Here is a 23274-nt window from a genome sequence, read left to right as displayed (position 1 = left end):
CTGTACAGGAACGCTGAAGCGAAAACCAGCAAGTCACCCGAAATAAAAGCAGAACAAAGGCGCCCTTTACATGGCCACTATATTCTCGCGCAGCGCGCTCGCGCTCAGTATCTCGCTCCTCTCAATCGCAGGTTGCGAGTCTGACCTTCAAGGGAAAAACTCCGACCAGGTTACCAAGACGCCCACTGCGGAGGGCATTACCTGGCCCAGAATGGAAAGCGAAGTTCAGCAGGATCAGAAACTCGAAGAGGAAGTAAGCCAGATACTCTCCCGGTTGAGCATTGAAGAGAAAGTCGGCCAGATCATTCAGACAGAGATCAAGTTCACAACGCCTGAAGACGTCAGGGACTTCCACCTGGGGTCTGTACTCAACGGCGGCGGCAGCTTCCCGGCAAATAACAAGTACGCCACCCCCCAGGAATGGATCGACCTGGCGCAAGCCTACTATGCCGCCTCAATGGACAACTCCGATGGCAAGCTGGGGATTCCCATAATCTGGGGCACCGACGCGGTCCACGGCCACAATAACGTGATCGGCGCGACGCTATTCCCCCACAACATCGGCCTTGGGGCCACCCAGAATCCGGACCTGATGCGCAAGATCGGTGAAGCAACTGCACGGGAAGTTGCGGTAACGGGTATCGACTGGATCTTCGCCCCCACCGTCGCCACTGCACGCGATGATCACTGGGGTCGCACCTATGAAGGCTACTCTGAAGATCCGGAGCTAGTCCGGGCTTACGCGGGCGAAATCGTCAGGGGTATCCAGGGGCAGGGTGATTCCAGCTTTGGCGACGGGCGACTGGTATCCACCGCCAAACACTTTATCGGCGACGGCGGCACCCACCTGGGTATCGATCGTGGCGACACCCGGGTCTCAGAACAGGAACTGCGGGACATTCATGGTCAGGGCTATTTTTCGGCGCTTGAAGCTGGCGTCCAGACGGTGATGGCCTCCTTCAACAGCTGGAATGGCGAGAAACTGCACGGCAGCGAATATATGCTGACCAATGTGCTGAAGGAGCAGATGGGTTTTGATGGCTTCGTGGTCGGCGACTGGCTGGGCCACAGTTTTGTCCCGGGCTGCTCTGAAACCAGCTGCCCGCAGACCATCAATGCCGGGCTCGATATGTTCATGGCCTCAAATGAGGACTGGAAGAGCCTGTACCGCAACACGGTTAAACAGGTTGAAAGCGGTGAAATCCCGATGGCACGCCTCGATGATGCCGTAACGCGTATTTTGCGGGTCAAGCTGCGCGCCGGGCTGTTCGATGCGCCCCCCGCCGAGCGCGCACTCGCTGGCAGCACCGACATCATCGGTTCCGAAGAGCATCGCGAAATCGCGCGTCAGGCCGTTCGCGAGTCCATCGTGTTGCTGAAAAACCAAAATAACCTGCTGCCGCTCAGCCGCGATATCAAAGTGCTGGTAGCCGGGGACGGTGCAGACAACATCGGCAAGCAGGCCGGCGGCTGGACCATTTCCTGGCAGGGCACCGGCAACACCAATGCAGATTTTCCCGGTGCCACCTCCATTTACGATGGCATCCGGGCTGCAGTCGAGTCAGCCGGTGGCAAGGCCAGCCTGAGTATTGACGGTTCGTTCGCAAATGAGGCCAAACCAGATGTGGCGATCGTCGTCTACGGGGAAAACCCCTATGCGGAAATGCAAGGCGACCTGAAGACCCTGGAATACCAGGCAGGTTCGCACGCTGACCTGAAGGTACTCAAAAGCCTGCAGTCAAAAGGTATCCCTGTTGTATCGGTATTTCTCACCGGCCGCCCACTTTGGGTAAACCCGGAAATCAATGCGTCCGATGCGTTCGCAGTCGCATGGCTGCCGGGCAGCGAGGGTGCGGCAGTCTCTGATGTGCTGTTCCGAAAAGCCGACGGCGAAGTCAATCACGACTTTACTGGCCGCCTCTCCTTTACCTGGCCGATGACCCTGGAGCAGAAGGTCATCAACCGTAACGATACCGCCTACGAACCGCTGTTTGCCTACGGATACGGGCTTGGCGCAGGTCAGCAGGATCTACTTGCCGCAAACCTGCCGGAAGACCGGCCGAACGGCAGCAATGCCGCGCCGGCCACCGCTGAATTGTTCGACGCGCGACCGTTGGCTCCGTGGCACCTGGTTATCGTCAACAGCCAGGGCAGCGAAATAGAAATGACTGGCAACCGCCATGAAATGCCGGAAGTCAGCATTTCTGCGGTCGACCGCAATACCCAGGAAGATTCTCGCAACGTTGTGTGGAGCGGCAACGGAACCGGCTCCGTGCGCCTGCGCGCAGAGAATAACCGCCTGGACTTCTCGCACTACCTTGCTGCCGATTCAGCACTGAATATCGAGCTTAAGATCGATCAGAACTCTGGCGCGCCGGTTTTCGCCAATTTGCACTGCGGAGATAACTGCAGTTCGGCATTCGACATTGCCCCACTGATCAAGGGTTTCACGCCCGGAGAGTGGAATAGCATCAGCATCAGCCTTGGCTGCTTCAATACAAACAATGTTGACTTCAGCAAGGTAAGTGCACCGTTCGAGCTATCGAGCGCCGCAAGCCTGGACCTGACATTCAGTAATGTTTCCATCGGCGCATCAGGCTCAGAAACCCACAGCTGCAGCCCTGAAATGGCTGCAACTCCGGAACAGTAACTAGCGGGCCAGTTTCAGCCAACGCTATCAATAAACAGAGACGGCCATAGCTCGTAAACCCTTACCACAGCTATTGGCCGCAAGCTTTCTCTAATCAGCAGTCCCGAGTTTGCCTATCAACGGCAGATGTTGCTGGTCTCTTGGGGGGTGTTGCGCCCCCTCTTTTTCCCAACGCCAGCAAAGATGTACCCAGAGGTTCCCTGGCGCAGTCTCTTTTGAGGCCAGGCAGGAAATAACAGGCGGTACTCATAAAGTTATTTCCATCATGCAAGCGCTCGAACCCACTTTTTTAGGGGCTTTCTTCGATGCCTGCACAACAAATAATAAATATGGAACACAGTGATGATAACAACCATACCCATACCCGAACGGGCCTCACTCAAGGATCGATGTGCGAAGTTATTAGGCGCACTGGTATTCGTGCTGGCAAGTAGTGATGCCCTGGCAGTACGCGACAGACCCTATATCGATCAGTCTCTTGGCTACAACGTAATCCTGTCAGACCGCGGCACCACGCTACGTGGCGTGAGCCTTTCTTTTGATGGTGGTGACCCCTACGGCACCCTGCCGGCCGTCATGCCCTCGGAGGCATCGCTAACCAAGCTTTCCACCGAATATGGCTATAACACTGTCCACCTCTACTTGGAAGGGGATGCTGGCCAGAACCCGGATCCGGTTGGCATCAATCTGGCACTAGCGGATGAGCTGGTACAGCGCACCCGAAACACCGACCTGTACCTGATCATTACAATCGGTAACAACGGCGAAAACGGCGCGATCCACAGTATGCAAAAGACCCTTGATTTCTGGTCCCTGTATGGAGAGCGCTATAAGAATGAAACTCATGTAATTTTCGAGGCACACAACGAGCCGGCGCCGTCCACGCTGTCCAACTGGACCCAGCAGGACTGGGACAACCAGTTGATCATGTACAATCATATCCGTGGCATCGCACCGGACACCATGATCCTGCTCGGTTCCTTCATGTCGTTCTTCCCGGGGAGCGCCGCCATCGAGGGCGCGGATATGCTGAAGTCCCAGGGGGTTTCCTGGGACAACGCGGCTTTCGCCTTCCATGGATACTGGAACCTGCCGGATATCGAGAAGACCATTGCCCCGTTCCTCGCCAGTACCGATTACCCAGCGCTGATCTGTACCGAGTTCTGGCCGGGCGACACCGAGAATGGCTACAACGCAGCATTCGAGACCTACCATATCGGCTGGCAACAGTTCCAGTGGCTCGGCGCCAATGATATGGACCTGGAGAACCTCAAGAATAAACTGAATGTTGCCGGTACCGTATGGAAGCCTGAGCTTGCAGAGACGACCTGGCCCTCCAGTGGTGCGCCGTCGATCCCGCTGGGCGCCGAAATTGGCATCTTCAGCCGTGGCGCGGGCATGTTCGTAAGCCTGGACGGCACCAATCTGAAGGCAAACAAGGCCAGCTATAGCAAGGCCAGCGGTGAAAACTTTACCGTGGTAGATGCAGGCAACGGCCATGTGGCTCTGCGTGCAGATAACGGCAACTACGTTTCTGCAACCGGTGACGGTCTGCCGATGACCGTATCAGCCAGCACGATTGGTAATGCAGAAAAGTGGGAATGGCTTGAGCTACCATCCGGTGATTTTTCCTTGCGCCCATGGGGCGGTGGTGGTCACCTGTGGGGAACCGTTGACCGCGGTCAGCACGCCGGCAAGATCACCGCCAATGGTGACAATGCATCCCTGAATGGACCGGCGACACTCGCCTACCTGACAGCAGCCGGTGATGCACCCGCAGCGCCTACCCCGCCACCGCCACCACCACCCGGCCCCTTCTTTGGCAGCCCCACCGTCATACCGACCAGCTCCATGCTGTTTGCGGCCGACTTCGACCACGGCGGTGAAGGCGTGGCCTACCACGATATCGACGATGAAAACTGGGGCGGCCAGTATCGCTTCGATGTAGGCGTCGACATCGAGGCCACTAATGAAGGTTCCACCAACGTGGGCTGGATCGACCCGGGCGAGTGGCTGAACTACACCGTCGACGTACAGACCGCCGGCACCTATACCATGACTTTCCGAGTGGCTTCGGCGCAGGATGGTGGCAGTTTCCATATTGAGTTTGATGGCGTGGACGTTACCGGTCCGCTTACCACCCCGAACACCGGGGCATGGAATACTTGGGCAAACTTCTCCACAGAAGTGGAACTGGTTTCCGGTGTGCAGGTCATGACCATGGTCAGTGCGGGCGGCTTTAACCTGATCGGTTATGATATCCAGCAAGGCAGTGCCCCGCCGCCAGCACCAGCGACAGATATGTATGTTTCCGGTGTGGTGGTAGGAACTGCGTCTGCCGGTCGCGGCCAGAAGTACGGCACGGCGACAGTGACCGTACTGGACAACAACGCCAACCCTGTTTCTGGTGCTACGGTTTCCGGCAACTTCACCAGTGGAATTATTGAGACTGGCGTAAGCGGCGTAACCGATGCAAACGGTGTAGCTGTACTGCAGAGCACCAACAGCGCCGGCGGCAACCTTTCAGTCGAGTTCTGTGTAAGCGATGTCAGCGGGAGTCTGAACTACGATGAAAGCTCCAGCGTTAATCGCTGTTTTTAAATAGCGCTTTAGTGAAAGAAGAAAGCCCCGCTTTTGCGGGGCTTTCTTTTTATGCGGAACAACTGATCATGGATGCCTTTGGCACATCGAGCGCCAGGCGTAGATCAAGAATGGACAGCCCCAGGTTCCCTGAAGTGACGATGACCGCCGGTGAGTCTATTTTCCGAAGATCCGTACCGGCATTCTCAAAGCATGCCAGCGGAATGCCGATTCTCAGCCATTCACCTTTCGGCAGCGCAGAAAGAATATCGCCGAACTTCAGCGAACCGGAACAAGGATAGCCGCAGTCCATTCTAAGGCTCACAGGTTTATCCGGCACCTCATCTACACGTAACACCAGACTCAACGCACCACCATGCTCGGCAATGGCAGCCGCATTAATACTGGAATCCCCCTGCCACAAAATCTGCCCCGTGGAGCCCTTTTGCCATTGCGCCTTTAGAACCGCAAGCCCGGAATCTTCTGTGAGCATCTCGATCTTCACGTTGGAGGGGCTCCTGGTTTTTGCTTGCTGGGTCTTAACCGGCCTCATCCATTCATTCGGGTTGCCAATGTAGAAACGCCAGGGCGCTATGGTAGCGCCGCCCGCAAACATCACCCCCTGCACGGCGGGCGGCTTTTTTTCACCTTTTGCAGGCTCTGACGCAGCACTGAAACTACATAAAAAAGCGCTCAATGCAAAAAATAGAAACATCTTAGAAGCTGACATATATCCTCCTGATAATTATTCTCGCTCTGAGGCATAACCGCGCCCTGGCAAGGAAAGTTAAATACGGTTTTACTGAAGAATGATTTTTCCGAATACGCTTGCGTCGATATAGCCTCGATTCTTATCGCCATCTACCGCTTGAATGGCGTGGGAGCCCATAAAATGCTCCCTTTCATCACTGCCATCATTGTCGCAGTACGCTAGCATAAAACCCATTTTTTTCCCGGCCTTTAGCGGTACCGGCTGAGCACCGGGATCGCCGTGCTGGTAGTTGTCACCAAAAATTTTCAGGGCAACTTCCCAGACGATTGTGCGCGGGTCTGATTCTGAGCGCTGCCAGGCGCTGTTGACATGATCGTTCAACAGGATAAATTCCGGCGAGCCATCCGGACGCTGGCCGCCGATATCAACAGCCTGGTTATCGAGGGCGATATGGTAGGCGAAGGCATTGAAGTCATACTGATGCAGGCCACCGGACGCGTCTTCATCGACAAACACCTCCAGGCAGTCGTCATCCCAGTAGAAACTCAATGGATCCGGATGACTGTCGTAAAGCACATCATCCACAATCTCGGCAAGCAAGTAGAGTCTGTCCTGCCCCCAGAGCAGCTTATAGCGCCCACTGAAATCCTGCGGTATCGGCACTTCTCCCAGGATATGGTGATCCAGCCCATACCAGGGCGCAGCAGCCCATACCGCTTCGTCCATCCGACCATCAATGCTTGGCGGAATCTCGGTATTTATTACCGGTTGCCCAACAGAAAGCTGCGCGAAACCCAACATAGAAGCAAACCATAGTGATTTCATTTTTCCGCCCTTTCTTAAAGCTGGCCACAGAAATACTGCCGATAAAAAAACGCCCCACCCCACAGCCATACATTGTCCGGCCAGGGAGGGGCGCTCATTACTCAGTCCGGATTTTGTTAGGGATACGTCAGGCCGAATCCATACGGGAACAGCGGATCGTATTCCTTGTCACCCTTGTTGATTGGCACCTGCTTGAGATGCCTTGGCCAGGTGACCGGCAGCTTGCCCTTTGGCGTGTGATCGCCGAACAATACGTCAGCAACACCCGCACCCTCACTGCCCGGTAGCCAGGCAGCAACCGCGGCCTGCGCAGAAGAAAACTCTTCACTCATCATCAATGGGCGCCCTGAAACCACGACAACAACCGTCGGCACCCCGCTTGCCTGTACTCGCGCCAGCACTTCCTGCTGCTCTTTCGGCAAAGTGATCGGCTGGCACTTCTCACACGGCTTTTCGACATAGTCGCCCATGCCTTCAGCGTAGGGTTCTTCACCCACAACCACGATAGCGACATCGTGGCCTTCCACACCCTCGCCGTTTGCACTGAAGGTAACGTCGCCGCCAGCGAGCCCCTTGATACCTTCAAAAATAGTGGTTCCTGCGGTGATGTCACCCCGCTTGCCCTGCCATTCGATGGTCCAGCCACCAGACTGCAGGCCGATGTCATTGGCATGGTCACCCGCCACGAAAATCTTCGCATCCTTGGACAGGGGCAAAAGATTCTTGTCGTTCTTCAGGAGCACAAGGGACTCCCTCACCGCCTGCCGGGCAAGTGCGCGATGGCTCTCTGCCCCCAGCATGCCCCCTGCCGCAGAGTCACCGGCGAGGACCGGCAAATCGTGTTCAAACAGGCCCGCGCGGAATTTGGTGGAGAGAATACGGCTCACGGCATCATCGATACGGCTCATTGGAACCTCGCCCGCTTCGACCGCCGCTGTCAGGTCGGTAATGAACTCCTTCCATTTCTCCGGCTCCATGATCATATCAAGGCCGGCATTGATAGAGCGTACTACCCGTTCGCGATTGGTCTCAGCCGGAATTTCACTCAGCGCTGACCAGTCCGAAATCACGAAGCCATCGAAGCCCAGTTCACCCTTGAGTACATCAGTAACCAGTGCCTTGTGCTCATGCATTTTCTTACCGTTGACACTGCTGTAGGACACCATCACGGTACCTACGCCGGACTCCAGTGCCGGCAGGTAGGGCGTGATATGGATTTCCCTGAAGGCCTCGTCACTGAGCTGTACGTCACCGCGATCGATGGCGTAGCCCTCGTCACCAGTACCGTAAGTAGTGCCACCATCGCCCACCCAGTGCTTCGCGGTCGCAACAATCTTGCTGGACGCCAGGGTACTGCCGTCAAGGGAGGCACCCTGCATACCTTTTACAAAGGGGCCCGCGAACTGGGCTACCAATTCAGGGTCCTCACCAAAACATTCATAAGCGCGGCCCCAACGATCGTCACGTGCGACACAAAGCGTTGGTGCAAAGGTCCAGTGAATACCGGTTGCGGCAACTTCCTTTGCAGTAGCCGCGGCGATCTCGCCAACCAGTTCCGGGTTGCGCGTTGCGCCCAGGCCCACATTGTGGGGAAAGATAGTGGCGTTCAGCACATTGCTGTGGCCATGGACGGCATCGGTACCCCAGATCATGGGAATACCCAGGCGGGTGTCCTTTGCGGCCTGCTGGAAGTCCTGAACCATCTTGACCCAATCTTCGCGGCGGTTTTCTCCGGGGATAGATCCGCCACCGTTCAGGACGGAGCCGAGAAAGTATTTCTTCACATCGGCCGGTGTCGCATGGCGACGCTCCGCCTGTGTCATCTGGCCAACTTTTTCGGCAAGGGTCATTTTACTGACCAGGTCGGCAACCCGCTTCTCGACCGACCGCATATCGTCAGCGCGATCATCAACTTGAGCCTGTTCAGGGGCATCCACCGAACGCCCACCATTTGCTTCAACCACCATATAAGCCCCGGCAGAAGCCAGGATAAGCGCTGATAGCCCGAACAGGGCCGCACGATTATTCTTCACTATTTTCTCCACATGAACGGGAACGTTATTTTTGTTGGAATTTCACTCTGCGTGCGAGGCGACGCTTGTCATTTGCTGAATTTGACGTGCCCTGCCCCGAACATACGCGATCAGTTCGGAAGATCCCCTGGTCAGCTCTATCCCTGCCGGGACTGGCTCCACTAGCCAGTAAGTGAACCAGTCGAGGGTTTCACCTTCCGCAAGAGCCTGCGCAGCGCTCTGCAATTCAAGCTCCAGGTAGGGTTTCTCGCCGCTCAGGTACAACTCAATGTCACCTTCGCCAGTCGCCATATGCGCTGGGTTAACGAGCGGATATATCTTTAGATACAAATGCCCGCTATCCACAAAAGCCAGCCAGCCTTCGCTGCCATTTGCGATGACCTTGCCCTCACGCAGTGGCGCATCGGGATCGAGCGCCAGCCACATAATGCCGCTATCATCGACGCTAATGTCCATAGCGCCTCGGACCACCTGCACGGTCTCCGGCGTCACCGGCGCGAAAGCCAGGCCTCGATTCGCGACCCGGCTTATTTGCCAGGCTGCGAGTTCCGGAAATGGCTTTTGCGCCGTAACCCGGTAATCCAGACGTATAAGATCCGGAGCCAGTACATCCACGGACTTTTCTACAATCGCTCCGGCCCCTGCCTGACTCGCCATGGTGACTTTACGCGGCGATTCCTCAAGGGTTGTATATACGCCCGAATCGTGGGCGGCGACCGGCGGCCAGTTCCAGATGGTCTGCGGACTCAGCCAGAAGGTTGAGCCAAAATTGTTGGCGTGCACATCTGACCCACTGAGGAATTCGTGATTACCAAGCGACAGCCCGGTAACACGCCCGCCAAGAGCGGGGTCAATAGATACGGTCAGCACACCCTCGCGCAAGGTCAATACCCGCCCTGCCTCAGGGGCAGGTTCCGCGTACGCGAAACCCGCCTGCATGCCCCACAGCACAACGGCACATAGTCGTGCTAACGCACCGTCTCTGCGCATGGGCCTAGCCTTCACACCGGATGCTATCCGCATTGGCAGCATCAGGCACATACTTCACATTGGCTACAGAAAGCTGCAGAGGGCCTTCACTGGCAAATGCCACCGCACTCGAGACGCTGGAGAAGTCTGCACCACGCTCCACGAAACACTGAAGGTCAATGGACATCTTCGCCCAGCTGCCGGGCTCGAGTTTGGCAAGTTCGGACTGCAGCGGCAGATCGGCCACGCACTCCTCGCCACACTCAATCAGAGCGCTGACAGGAAGCTCCGGCTTGCGATCCACACGCACATCAAATGACAGGGCAGCGCCTTCGTTGACATAGCGGCTGAGGTCCTGCGGTTTCTCCGCACCAAGCCTGACCTTACCAGGACGCAATCCCTTGAATTCGAACTGGCGAGCGTCTTCCTGGGACTCCATATCGATGGAGGCCACCACGATATTTTCGTCCTCGCCGCTACTCGCGCGGTTTCCGGTCACGGCAACCGGCTCGCCAGAATCCTGGATCACCAGGCCCCAGGGTGCACGCGGGCGTGAAACCATCAACCAGGCATCTTCCAGGGCGCCGGCAGCGTAAGTTTCGCCATCCTCGGTCAGGCTGTTGCTCACCAGGGATTCTTCGCCGGCAGCAAGGCCGTAACCCAGTGCAAACAGCGGCTCATAGCCTTCGTGATAAGGGTTCAGTACTGACTGGTGGACATATTCGGGCCAGCTGAAAGGCAGAGTACCGGTAAAGTCGTGTTGCACCTGCCCATCGGCATCGGTAAACAGCACATCGGCGATACCGGCACCTTCAGAGCCGGGCAACCAGGCTGCCACGAAAGCGTCAGAGGCATTCAGCTCCTTGTTCACCCACAGCGGGCGACCGGACAGGAAAACACTGACGACCGGGATACCCTGTTCGCGCAGTTTCTTCAGCAGCGCCAGATCTTTCTTGTGGCCAAGCTGGTATTCGATGCTGGCGATGTCGCCATGCCACTCTGCGTAGGGCTCCTCACCAAACACCACAATGGCAACATCTGGCTTCTCGCCGTCAATTTCACCATTTTCATTCAATACGGCCTTGCCACCTGCGGCGGACACCGCAGACTCAATGCCTTCAAAAATTGTGGTCGCGCCCGGGAAATCCTCACGGGTATTACCGGTGCCCTGCCAGGAGATGGTCCAGCCACCGGACTGCTTGGAGAGGTTATGGGCACCGTCGCCCGCAACGAGGATATTCTGGGAAGGCTTCAGCGGCAGCAGGTTATCGTTGTTCTTCAGCAATACCAGCGATTTACGCACGGCCTCACGTGCCAGCGCCCGGTGCGCGTCGTTACCGAGGATGCCGTCCTTGCCCGCCAATGGGCGGTTACGCTCGAACAGTCCTGCACGGATCTTCACCCGCAGAATACGACGTACCGCATCTTCCAGGCGTTCCGCCCCGATTTCACCACTTTTGGCTTGAGCCAGCGTATTTTCGTACAGCTTCTTCCAGTCCGACGGCACCATAAACATATCGAGACCGGCATTGATCGCCGCCGCACAGCTGTCTACGGTACAGCCCGGCACAAACCGGTGGCCGTTCCAGTCGCCGACCACGAAACCATCGAAGCCCAGGCGCTCTTTGAGAACGTCAGTGAGCAGGTACTTGTGGCCGTGCAGGCGGTCGCCATTCCAGCTGTTAAAGGAAGCCATGACGGTCTGGACACCGGCTGGCAGCGCGCTCAGGTAGCCCGCCGCATGGACCTCTGCGAGCTCCTTTTCCGGCACGATGTTGTCGCCGCGATCAATGCCGCGCACGGTGCCACCATCGCCAACAAAGTGTTTGGCGGTCGCAACGAGGTTCTTGCCGCGCAGGAAGTCCTCTTGGCCCTTTTCGCCCTGGAGGCCTTTGACCATCTCCTCGGCATAGGCTTTTACTATTTCCGGGTCTTCAGAATAGCTTTCATAAGTCCGGCCCCAGCGGTCGTCACGTACCACTGCCACAGTGGGGGCGAAGGTCCAGTCGACCCCGGTCACTGCCACTTCACGCGCCGTGGCTTCACCAATGCGGCGGATCAACTCCGGGTCCCGTGCCGCACCCAGGCCAATATTATGCGGGTAGAGCGTTGCACCGACGATATTGTTGTGGCCATGCACCGCATCGCTGCCCCAGATGATCGGAATCGCCGTCCCGCCGTCAGCGGTATCCATGGACGCAGCAAAAAATGCTTCTGAGAGCGCCAGCCAGTCCTGCGGCGTGGCAAACTTGTCATTGTTCGGGTAGGTGCCACCACCGTTCAAAACAGAGCCCAGGTGGTAGTTCTTGACATCCTCGGGCGTGACATACTTGATCTCGGCCTGGATCATCTGGCCGACTTTCTCCTCGAGCGTCATGCGGGAAAGGAGATCGTCGATGCGCGCTTCCAGCGCCGCATCCACCGCCAGAGCCGGCTGCAGCTCCGGCCATACCGTTATATCGAAGGACTCCACCTTCGCCTCTGTATTTTCCTCAACGGAGGCGGAGTCTGCACTATGGGCCTGGTCCCCGGTATCACAGCCCACCAGCGTAATTGCCGAGGCCAGGAGACCAGCCATGAATTTTTTATTCGATAACATAAAGCCCTCTCGTCATTATTGTCGTCCGGCCGGCTCGGCGGCCGCGTGCCCCTCAGAGGCCCGGAAACCCTAACCGTGAAACATGCAACGGATGGACTTTGCTAGCAAGAGATTGTCGGCAGAAGGGACTGAATTGTTGCCGAAACGGAATCCTCAGGTGCGATTGCGCAGGAGTGGCGAAAACGCACCGTAGTAAACGATATAGCAGTAGCAAATCAGCGGCACGAAGAAGGACATCTGGATACCCAGCAGGTCGGCAAAGACACCCTGTACAAACGGGACAACTGCGCCACCGACAATCGCCATACACAATACGCCCGCCCCCTGGCTGGCGAATTGCCCGAGGCCACCCAACGCCAGGCTGAAGATGGTCGGGAACATGATCGAGTTAAACAGGCCAACAGCCAGTATCGCCCACACAGCCTGGAACCCGGTCGAAAGCATGGCGACGGCAACCAGGACAGAGGCAAAGAACCCGCACACTGCCAACATCAGCCCAGGGCGTACGTAGCGCAACAACAGCGCCCCGATAAACCGGCCCACCATGGCGCCGCCCCAATACCAGGAAACATAGCGGGATGCCTGCGAAGTACTCATGCCGGCGACCGAGGGCTCGCCGAAAAAGTTGACCAGGTAACTGCCAATCGCTACCTCGGCACCCACGTAGACAAAAATCCCGACTGCGCCAAGGGTCAGGCGCGGAAAGCGGAAAATCCGGAATACCCCGGCATCGACCGTATCGACTGAAGATTCATGCGGCTTGGTTGGAGCGACAGGCAACCTCACCCATGAGAAAAAGGCAACCATCAGAAGCAGGATTACCGCAAGCCAGAAATACGGCGCTTCCACCAGGGCGGCCTCACTAGCGCGAAACGCCCGGATAGCTTCTGCCGACGCATGATCGGCGACTGTCGGAACAGTAGAGAACAGGACCAGACCACCGAATACCGGAGCCAGCATTGTCCCCAGTGAGTTGAATGCCTGGGTCATATTGAGCCGGCTCGGCGCGCTCTCCGAACTGCCCAAGGCGATGACGTAAGGATTTGCCGAAACCTGAAGGATCGTGATGCCTGACGCGAGGACGAACAGGCCCAGCAGAAACACTTCGTAAACCTGCATGCGCGCTGCCGGAATGAAAACCAGACAACCGGCACAGGCAATCAAGAGGCCCAACACCAGACCCAGCTGGTACCCGATTCGCTTTAATAACAATCCCGCAGGTACGGAAACGATAAGATAAGCGGCAAAAAAGCTCGATTGGACCAGCGACGCTTCTGTATAGCTCAGTTCAAAAACGTTTTTCAGATGCGGCAGCAGGATATCGTTGAGGCTGGTAATGAAACCCCAGATAAAGAACAGGGAGGTGAGCACCAGCAGGCTGAAGCGCGGGCTTGCAACCGCATCCATGTCCCGCCGGTCACCCATTGCTTCCTGCAACGTCAGCGGTGCGCCTGACTTAGAAGCCAAATCTTTCATGAGAACACCGGCATTGTCATTGTTCTACTGCCATTGAATCCGCTGGAGCCAAGCCCTGAATAGCACGGAGTTAGTGCCAGCCGTCAAGGCAATACCCGCGAAGGGCAAAGGGCTATTTTCACCGGGCAACTTTACCATAGAGACACGCCAGCGAAAGACATAGCAGGCAATCCGTAAGATGAGGCGGACTTTTTTGGGGGCAGTCGCGGCAAGAGGGACCATCCTGGCGATAAGGCGGTCTTACAGTCACGTTGGCGGCTAGCGGGAACCAGCACCTCAGGTTATTATCTGCTCAGCGATGCGCAGAACATCAAAAATTGCGCAAGATTAGTAAAAAAATAAGCGCAACCTCGAAGAAACCGGGCATATGTCGGCCAATACCCAGCATTATCACAACCGTGCTGTCGGACTCGCATCGCCGAACTGGTTCTGGAAACTACAGCTAGTCAGCTGGACCGGCATACTGGCGACGACCTTCCTTTCTCTTACACTCTGGCACTCCTCAGTAGAGCTACCGAATTTCGAACCTGCCAATACCCTGTTCCACTGTACGGTTGGCTTCCTGCTGTCGCTCCTGCTGAAACCCATATTCGATGTGGCCTGGGATGCACCTCCAGCCCTTCGCTCGTTCATTTACCTGGTGGCAGTCGCCGTAATTGCGGGCATCTGGACGCTTGTCCGTATGGAGACCTACATCCGCCTGACTGGTGAGCATTCGCTCTGGTCCGAATTTGGGGGCTGGTATTACGCCTCGCTTTTTGTGTTCCTTTTCTGGAGCGCCCTGTATTGCGGGGTAAAGTATTTCCTGTTGCTGGAACGGGAACATGAAAAGGTTCTTCAGGTTGCCGCGGTACACGAGCGCGAGCAACTTCGCAGACTCCATGCTGAGGCCATCGCAAAAGAAGCCCAGCTCAAGATGCTACGGTATCAGCTGAACCCGCACTTTCTGTTTAACACGCTCAATTCGATCAACGCCCTGATCAGGTTCGACCAACCGGGTGAAGCCCGGGATATGGTCGTCCACCTGAGTCAGTTCCTGAGACATTCCCTCACGGGTGACCCCTCACACACCGTCAGTTTGCACAAAGAAATTGACGCGGTGCTGCTCTACCTGGAGATCGAGAAAACCCGCTTTGCAGACAGGCTGCAGGTAAAGGTTCAGGTCGATGAGCGAACCCGTGACGCCCTGGTACCGAGCATGCTGCTGCAACCTCTGGCGGAAAATGCAATAAAATATGCGATTGCGGTATCGGAGTCCGGCGGGGTCATCAAAGTCCGCGCCTACCGGAACGACGACAGACTGTTCCTGCAGGTTTGTGACTCAGGCCAGAGAAACGGCTCTACAGACAAGGACACCCAGTCGACTGAGTCCACTGGGCTGGGACTGGCCAATGTACGGGAACGGCTCTCCACGCTGTACGAAGATGACTACACGCTAACCCAGAAAATTACCGAGGAAGGCGGTATGCTGGTTACGATCAGCATTCCCTTTCTGCTGAACAATAAAACCAATAACAGAAGCTCTCACGGGGAGAAAGTGACATGAGTCGCTTAAAAGCTGTCCTGGTAGACGATGAGCCACTGGCACTGCGCCTGCTACAGTCAATTCTGGAAGAGATTTCGGATATCGAAGTGGTCGCCACCGGACGCAATGGCCGCGAAGCATTGAGCGCGGTGGTAAAACACACACCGGATATTCTGTTCCTGGACGTGCAAATGCCCGGAATGAATGGCTTTGAAGTCGTACGCCGGCTGCAGGGCGATACGATACCCCTGGTGATTTTCACAACCGCATTCGATGAATATGCCATTGAGGCTTTCGAAGTACACGCGGTCGATTACGTACTCAAACCCCTGGAAAACGAGCGCCTGGCGCTGGCTATCGAGCGTGCTCGCGGGCGGCTGCCCAATCCAGGCGCCGCGCAGGCCGGCGATGCGCTGCAGAACGAGAAGGCCCGACTGGTAGCCTCCATAGAAGCCCTGAACGAGCCGCAGGGCACTGCCAGCGCATCCCCGCCAGGCGGTGCTGCTGCCGGCAAACTCGCAGTGAAAGACCGGGGCAAGATCACGATGCTGAACCAGGCCGATGTGGAGTGGATAGACGCTGCCGGCGACTACATGTGTGTTCACGCCAGGGGCACAACCCATATCATGCGCAGCACCATGAAAGAACTCGAGCAACAGCTGTGTTCCGAAACCTTCAAGAGAGTCCACAGGTCAACGCTGGTAAACCTGAACTATATAGAACAGATCACCACTCTAACCAAAGGCGAATTCCTGTTGACCCTGTCAAGCGGCGCGGAAGTGAAAGTGAGCCGGAACTACAGAAAACCCATCAAGGAATATCTGGACTTTCGTAAAACCAGCACGGCCAACTGACCCCCTTGCTCGCACAACTCCGGCTCCCGTGATTATCTAATTTCAAAAAAAGCCCGGCTCAAGGCCGGGCAAACATAAGGAAAAAGCCGGGGATCAACCCTCGCGCACTTTGTGTCCGCTAACTCCGTAAAAGAGTATGTACAGGTAACACAGCACTGGCAGAATAAACGCCAACTGGATACCAATCTGGTCTGCCAGCAACCCCTGAAGGACAGGCACCAGTGCGCCGCCAACGATTGCAAGGCAAAGGATGCCAGAGCCCTGACTCGTCAGCGCCCCAAGGCGCGTAAGTGCTAGGCTGAAGATGGTTGGGAACATAACAGAGTTACACAGGCCAATAGCAAGTACGGCCCACATCGCCAATTTTCCGGTACCCATAATAGTCACGGCCAGCAGTGCACACGCACCCAGGGAGCAGTAAGCCAGTACTTTACCCGCAGCGACGTAGCGCATGACTACCGCCCCGATAAAGCGACCGACCATCGCCCCACCCCAGTATAGGGAGACGTAGAAAGCAGCCTGCTGCTCGGTGATGCCCGCGATACTTTCCTGGGACAGGAAATTGACAAGGAAGCTACCGATCGATACTTCCGCACCGACGTATAGGAAAATTGCCACTGCGCCCAGAACCAGGTGCGAATGCTTGAGCGCACTATCACTTTTAGTCGTTTCAGCACCAGCATCGGCTTCCGCCATATGCTCGTCGATGGCCGGCAGCTTCAGCTTCGCAAAAATTACCGCCAGTGCCGCCAGCGCTGCTGCAAGAATCAGGTACGGCAACTCCACCGCTGAGGCGCGTTCTGCCGCCGTCATCTGCTCGCCAGCACCATGGGCAACAGCAAGAATCAGGAAAGCACCAAAGAACGGCGCAATAGTGGTACCCAGGGAGTTAAATGCCTGCGTCATAGTCAGGCGACTCGCAGCTGTAGACTCCGACCCCAGCGCGGTCACATAGGGGTTAGCTGAAACCTGCAGAACGGTAATACCCGCCGCAAGGACAAACAGTGCAAACAGAAAAACGGCGTAAACCTGCATTCTCGCTGCCGGGATGAACAGCAGGCAGCCGACAACCGCAATGGACAGGCCAATCACGATACCACGCTGGTATCCAAGCCTGCCCACCAGTTTGCCAGCAGGTAAGGAAACGAGGAAATAAGCACCGAAGAAGCAGAACTGCACCAGCATCGCCTGTGCGTAATTCAGGTCAAATACTGCCTTCAGGTGAGGAATAAGAATGTCGTTGAGACACGTAATAAAACCCCACATGAAAAACAGCGAGGTAAGCGCGACCAATGCAAACTGGTGGCTGGAGGATGTATTCGTATCCGAGCCGACTGCACCGGCTTCAATATTTGTTCCGAGTGTTGCCATTTGTTATTCCCGAGACGTCATTTGTAATTGGCTATAACTGCCCGACCAAGCGATTGGCACGCGCAGAAAAACACAAGTTATCTTTTATCACAGCTAAAAATCGCCAGACCGCCTTTTCGATAAGAAGGTACATATCAGGGTCGACCCGGAGTTAATCGGAGACCAATGGGATATTGGGTCCGACACAACGCCGCAATCAAGACAGCCAAAAAAATCGATAAAAAGCCCATCCGGAGACAGGCTAGTACTCCTGGAGACGGCACCAGCAGTGAACTACTGGTGCCTTTCAGGTAGTTAGGGACCTTTACGATCAGAAGGTGTAGTTGAAGCGCACACCGTAGTTAGCCGGTACCGACATCGGCGCGCGAACAACACCGTCACCGGCACTAGCCCAGTAAGGGATAATTTCATCGGTTACGTTGTAGCCGAACAGCTCTGCCGAGATCTTGTCGTCCGCGGTTACGTAACGAATAGATACATCCACAGTGGTGAAGGCCTCACGGGTATCGCTGAACGCTTCCGGAGTAGGCGTCGGGAAGTCGTGCTTGTCGACATTCCAGTAGCTGAGGTAGGAGTCGTCTTCCCAGTGCACGTTTACGAAAGGAATGATCCGGTCGCCATTACCAAGTTCGAATGTGTGCGCATAGTTGATGGTCAGCGCGAACTCCGGCGAAGCGGCAAGCTCGTTACCCTTCAGGTTGCGATACAGCAGCGGGTTTTCATTGGAGTGTGCGAGACCGTAGTCAGGGATCTCGAACAGCTCGCGGTTTGCGAAATTCCAACGGGTTTCGAAGTCGGAAGTGATCTCGGTATCCAGCCAGGTGACATAACCACCGAACACACCGTTTTCAATCGGCGCCCACTGGAATTCCACCTCAACACCCTGAATCATCGATTCGGCAGCATTACGCGTGTTGTACACGACCACACCATTGGTGATCACTTCGCCGAAGTTATCGGAATCAGGGTTCTGCTCGATGGCATATACATCGTGGACAGATTCCGGTGCAGCCAGCTGCATGTCGGTGTAATCAGACAGGAAGTAGGTCGCCGCCAGGTTCAGGCTACCGTCAAAGAAGCTGCCTTTCGCACCAATTTCAAATGTTGTCACACGCTCCGGATCATAATTCTGCTGATAGACCTGTTCGATGATCTGCTCACCATTTTCGTCCGTCGCATATTCTGCGGTCAGAGGGTCCTGCAAGTACTCGACTACAACATCGCCGATACCGCCGGCCTTGAAGCCATCCGCAACGTATGCATACAACATGACATCGTCGGTCAGGTCATAATCCAGCCCCAGACGGAAGGTGGAATCAGACCAGCTGCCCTTGTTGTCGTTATTGGTTGCAACGGAATAGATATCCGGGTTGGCAAAGTGGTCTGCAGAGTACTGATTGAAATAATCATCTGCATCCAGGCCATCTGCCCACACCCATGCTGGATAACAACCCGGGAAGCCAGCATCACCTTCGCCCAGGCCCCAATCGCGGTTACAGCTCAGGTTACGACCACCAACATCTTGCTTGGTATCTTTGCTATAGCGATAACCCGCTGTCAGGAAGAGCTTCTCGGTCAATTCATAAGTCATCTGGCCAAATACAGCCTCAGACTCAAGGGTACGGTTTGGCTGATCCCAGAACGCCGAATCATTCATGTGGGCATTGAACAGCCCATCCATGTCGTTCTTTTCCTTGAAATAAAATGCGCCCGCAATCCACTGCAATTTGCCATCGCCGGTGGACTGCAACTGAAGCTCATGAGACTGGGAGGCATATTCCGTATCAACAAACCAGATTTCCATATCCCAGTCCGTCACACCCGCGTCGATGTCGACCAGATTCGAGCGATCCTGAACGGCGTAACCGGCATTGTAGATAAACGCCATTTCATCGCTAAAGTCCCAGCGGAAAGAAGAACGGAAGCTTTCGATGGAAAGATCCAGTTCACCCGGGGTATTTACCGCAACCGTGTACTGGTCTGCGCCGGGGCCGTAGATGTTTTCACAACTATTGCCGGCAAGCTCCAGCTTGTCGCAGTCCAGGGTATTGATAGAGCCAGCACCCTGATCCTGGTATTTCTCAATGCTGGTCAGCCAGGAAATCTTTTCGGTCGGCTCCCACAGAGCTGCCAAGCGGAAAGCGTATTGGTCGATATTGTTGTAGAAATCTTCCCCATCCGCTTTTACCAACTCTTTTTTGGTACCCCACCAGTTGCGATCCTGAATCAGGGTCTGCGCATCGCCAACTAGATCAGGAGCATTTTGCGCATATCCCGGCAAACGACGGCGGTCCCACTGGTTGGGGTCGTAGTAGCCATCAAGGTAGGAATCGCGAGTCTGCTGAATAAAGGAAGCACGCAGGGCAAAGGTATCCGATACCGGCAGGTTCATTACACCTTTCATGACCTGGTTGTCCCAAGAGCCCAGCTCAACGCCAACATTCGCCTCAAAGCTCTCGGTGTCCGGGCGCCTGGAGATCACATTGACCACACCAACCGTGGAGTTACGGCCAAACAGCGTGCCTTGCGGACCACGCAGGGCCTCTACTCGCTCAACATCAAACATCAGCGCCATCGCACCCTGCGGGCGAGGAGAGTAAATGCCATCCATATGCAGACCGACAGATGGATCACCAAGCTCTGAAGTATTGGTCGAGCGCACACCGCGCATGGAGATCACCGGCGAAGCCTGGTCCTGTTCGTAGCCGATATCGAGGTTCGGTACCAGACCTGCAAGATCGCGTACATTGGTCGCACCAGCACGCTCCAGCTGAGCCTGGGAAAATGCGGTGATCGCAACGGGCGTGTCCATCAGATCGGTTTCACGCTTGGTGGCCGTTACGGTAACTTCTTCCAGCAGGCCAGTACTTTTTTCTTCTTTAGCCGGCTCGGCCTCTTGGGCAAGCGCAGTCGCCACCCCCAGATTTGCAATTGCCAAGGCTACGGTCAACGGTTTTTTGAGGAAGTGCATTTTGGCTTCAACCCTTATTTTTAGAATCGTCTTGTTGGGCACTGCTAATGTCGGCAATCGTTCTCGCCGGATTACCCCTGAAGTGGAACTGCTCATCATCAATTCCACTGCCGACAATACCCCTAGCAATGCTATTGGGTACCAAAGTTAAGCCGGTCCAAACCTTACTTAACTACGGTGAGCGTACTATCGCCTCTCAACCCAAAACTGGAAGTTCGGATAAAGGCTGACGATGCTTCACGCCGCCATTGCATATTGCCCGGTCCGGGCTGTACATCAATCAAGGGGTGCGACAAACAGGATAATACGGGTTAATTCGTCGTTAAGAGGGACAATTGGTGGACGAGAGGACACAACAAGGCGGGGAGGTGTTTAGAACCGGCGAGTCAGCACATGGACGGGTGCTCACACAGGAGGCTGCGCCGTTGGCGCCGCCTCCTGTCAGCTTAGTCAGGGGCAGTTGCCCAGCTCGTAATACCCGGCGCTGGTCTCCGCCAGCGTGGTGGTGACAAACAGGTTATAAAGACCGAGGTTATCACCAGAGCCGACCGCATAGGTGTAACCACCCGTGGTGGTGGCACGACCGGCCTGAACATGGTTGTAGTTGTTGGCCGTGTACTCGGTACAGGTGACATCACCATTCGGGGTGCTGTCACAGGCATCGCCGATGCCGTCGGCATCACTGTCTTCCTGACCGGGGTTCGCGGTATTCGGACAATTATCGACACTATCCGTCACGCCATCGCCGTCGGCATCTACCGGCTCACCGTCCGGGGTGCTGTCACAGGCATTGCCGATGCCGTCGCTGTCGTTGTCTGCCTGACCGGGATTGACGTCATTCGGACAGTTATCCAGCGTATCTTCCACCCCGTCACCGTCGCTGTCGGTCGGTTCCGTACCGCCACCACCACTGCCGCCGTCACTACCTCCACCGGCAGAACAGGCCTGCACCGGGCCGGCACAGCTGCTATCGCCATCCGCGATCCACTGGCAGTCGCTACCCGAGGGGTATTCGCGCATGGTGAATTCGGATGTGCCGAATGCCAGGTAGCAGGCTGAGTAACCCACGCCCCAGGTGATGTGCCCGGCGCTGATATGGAAGTTGTAGTCGCCGGTCTGGCCCGCATCGATATCGAAACTGATGGTATCGGTGCTGGAGAGCTGGGTCGCATCCGTGGCGGTGACGGTGGCCTGGTTGCTACCTCCGGGCAGGTTACAGCCTTCAGCGGAATAGCTGCTGCCACTGATGGCGGCACTGACATTACCGTTGGCAAAATCCACCACCACCGAATCGAGGTTCTGGTTGGCATCCACCACGGTACCAGTCACGGTGGCACACTGACCGGAAACAGTTGTTGCGGTATCACTCAGCACTGGTGCGCTTTCCGGCGGCTCCGGTCCGACCCGCTGGGTAACTGCCGCAGCATCGCCCTGCACGCTTTCATTATCGGTTGCCACCGCACTGACTTCGTACAGACCGTCCGCCAGCGCGGAACTGGTCGCGCTGAAGAAGCCATCACTCGGCGCGGCGCTTGCGTTCAGGGTCTCCACCACCACCGGAGCGCCACCATCGACGTTGCTGATGGTAATCGCCACATCGGCAACACTACCCTCGGCATCCAGCGCATTACCGCTGATTGCCAACGCACCACTGTTTTCAGTCGCACTCAGGTTGCTGATAGCAGGACCGCTATTGCGGTCCACGCGCTGGTTGTTTGCGGTGAAGAACTGCCCAAGGTACGAGGCATAGTTGATGCCATTGCCGTTGATGTAGCCACCGGATGCACCTTCACCGCCGGACCAGGCGTGATCCACGCCGTTAAACAGCAGTTTAGAAACGCGACCATCTTCCCACAGGGTTTCCTCCGCGGTGCGGCCGACACCTTCGCTGACAGTATTGGTTCCAGAAAGTTTGGAAACGCCATAAACGCCAGCCATACCGTCGGAATTTTGCTCGTTGTAGCAGAGGTTAACGGTGGTATCGGCATCACCGTGGGCGATGGACGCGATCTGGGTATCGAAGTGACTCTTGTAGCTACCGGCATAGGTGTTACAGCGCGTGGTGACATCGGCCTGTTCACACGGACCGAGTGCACCATTGGAGCTGGTGCCGACACTCGGCCCGGCACTGATGCCCATGCCCGCAAAAACATCCGGCGCGAGGCACGCGGTAGTGTTGGCGAAGGCCGCACCGGAAGACAGGCCGGCAATATACACCTGGTCCGGATCGATGTTACGGCTGGCATCGCCGCTCATGGTATTGGCCAGGTTGACCAGGTTTCTGTAATCGGCGGAAGTGCGTGACTTAACGCCCTCCCAGTAGGACCAGCAACTGAAGCCAGCCTTGTTCATGGCGTCCGGCACGGCCACCACCATACCGTATTGCTCGGCTGCCACTTCCAGGTTGGCGGTGAGGAAGTTGTTGATGGGTTGCGCGCAGCCGTGCAGCATGATCAACAATGCCTTGCCGTCACCGATCGGCGATACAGAATCCGGCGTATAGATATGGACGGAATTGAAACCGCCAACAGACTGGTTCTGCTGCCAGCTGCCGGCATTGGCACACACTGTAAACAGTGCACTCAGGAAAAACAGGGCACCGCGGATTGCGCCCCTAGAGGGCGTTGGGAATGCGCTCATGACTAGCACCTTCATTATTAGAATTATGTTCGGACTGCACAAACGATTAATGCGCGCGCCCGATAGCAT

The 23274-nt window shown here is 56.1% G+C and carries 13 protein-coding genes; 4 read left to right on the top strand and 9 right to left on the bottom strand.

Going from position 1 to position 23274, the window contains the following annotated elements; all coding sequences use genetic code 11:
* Nucleotides 1–70: 70 nt before the first annotated feature.
* Both QSJ80_RS11355 and QSJ80_RS11350 read left to right on the top strand, forming a co-directional pair.
* Nucleotides 71–2650, top strand: coding sequence for a glycoside hydrolase family 3 protein (locus QSJ80_RS11355; RefSeq protein WP_285764571.1), 2580 nt, complete (start codon nt 71–73; stop codon nt 2648–2650).
* A 342-nt stretch (nt 2651–2992) separates the two neighbouring features.
* Complete coding sequence (locus tag QSJ80_RS11350; protein WP_285764570.1) at nt 2993–5251, top strand: carbohydrate-binding protein; 2259 nt, start codon at nt 2993–2995, stop codon at nt 5249–5251.
* A gap of 49 nt (nt 5252–5300) precedes the next feature.
* On the opposite strand, the gene QSJ80_RS11345 is transcribed toward QSJ80_RS11350, so the two are convergent.
* The 6 genes from QSJ80_RS11345 to QSJ80_RS11320 form a co-directional block, all read right to left on the bottom strand.
* The gene (locus tag QSJ80_RS11345) at nt 5301–5960 is read right to left on the bottom strand and encodes a putative glycoside hydrolase (RefSeq protein ID WP_285764569.1); all 660 of its coding nucleotides are present in this window, start codon (nt 5958–5960) and stop codon (nt 5301–5303) included.
* Nucleotides 5961–6029: 69 nt separating this feature from the next.
* Complete coding sequence (locus tag QSJ80_RS11340) at nt 6030–6668, bottom strand: sugar-binding protein (RefSeq protein WP_285764568.1); 639 nt, start codon at nt 6666–6668, stop codon at nt 6030–6032.
* Nucleotides 6669–6883: 215 nt separating this feature from the next.
* Nucleotides 6884–8800, bottom strand: a complete 1917-nt coding sequence (locus QSJ80_RS11335; RefSeq protein ID WP_285764567.1) for a glycoside hydrolase family 3 protein — start codon at nt 8798–8800, stop codon at nt 6884–6886.
* Nucleotides 8801–8842: 42 nt separating this feature from the next.
* A complete protein-coding gene (locus QSJ80_RS11330; RefSeq protein ID WP_285764566.1) occupies nt 8843–9790 on the bottom strand; it encodes a DUF4380 domain-containing protein in 948 nt (315 codons plus the stop codon).
* A gap of 4 nt (nt 9791–9794) precedes the next feature.
* Nucleotides 9795–12368 (bottom strand): glycoside hydrolase family 3 protein, encoded by a 2574-nt coding sequence (locus QSJ80_RS11325; protein WP_285764565.1) that lies wholly within the window; start codon nt 12366–12368, stop codon nt 9795–9797.
* 153 nt (nt 12369–12521) lie between these two features.
* Nucleotides 12522–13844 carry a sugar MFS transporter gene (locus tag QSJ80_RS11320; RefSeq protein WP_285764564.1) on the bottom strand — a complete coding sequence of 441 codons (1323 nt, stop codon included), beginning with the start codon at nt 13842–13844 and terminating at the stop codon, nt 12522–12524.
* Nucleotides 13845–14211: 367 nt separating this feature from the next.
* Here QSJ80_RS11320 and QSJ80_RS11315 point away from each other — a divergent pair, with 367 nt between their 5' ends.
* Entirely contained in the window at nt 14212–15390 is a 1179-nt protein-coding gene (locus QSJ80_RS11315; RefSeq protein WP_285764563.1) for a sensor histidine kinase, read from the top strand.
* Complete coding sequence (locus QSJ80_RS11310; RefSeq protein WP_285764562.1) at nt 15387–16223, top strand: LytR/AlgR family response regulator transcription factor; 837 nt, start codon at nt 15387–15389, stop codon at nt 16221–16223. The genes QSJ80_RS11315 and QSJ80_RS11310 overlap by 4 nt, the downstream gene beginning before the upstream one ends.
* A gap of 93 nt (nt 16224–16316) precedes the next feature.
* Here the strand turns inward: QSJ80_RS11310 and QSJ80_RS11305 are convergent, their stop codons facing one another.
* The 3 genes from QSJ80_RS11305 to QSJ80_RS11295 all read right to left on the bottom strand — a co-directional run bounded on the left by QSJ80_RS11305 (nt 16317) and on the right by QSJ80_RS11295 (nt 23205).
* Entirely contained in the window at nt 16317–17594 is a 1278-nt protein-coding gene (locus QSJ80_RS11305) for a sugar MFS transporter (protein ID WP_285764561.1), read from the bottom strand.
* 310 nt (nt 17595–17904) lie between these two features.
* Entirely contained in the window at nt 17905–20565 is a 2661-nt protein-coding gene (locus QSJ80_RS11300) for a TonB-dependent receptor (protein WP_285764560.1), read from the bottom strand.
* Between the two features lie 450 nt (nt 20566–21015).
* Nucleotides 21016–23205: an extracellular catalytic domain type 1 short-chain-length polyhydroxyalkanoate depolymerase gene (locus QSJ80_RS11295; protein WP_285764559.1), complete on the bottom strand. Its 2190-nt coding sequence runs from the start codon at nt 23203–23205 to the stop codon at nt 21016–21018.
* Nucleotides 23206–23274: the final 69 nt, after the last annotated feature.

The sequence above is a fragment of the Biformimicrobium ophioploci genome (genome assembly GCF_030270605.1).
Classification (GTDB): Bacteria; Pseudomonadota; Gammaproteobacteria; order Pseudomonadales; family Cellvibrionaceae; genus Biformimicrobium; species Biformimicrobium ophioploci.
This window is presented reverse-complemented; position numbering and strand designations above follow the sequence as displayed.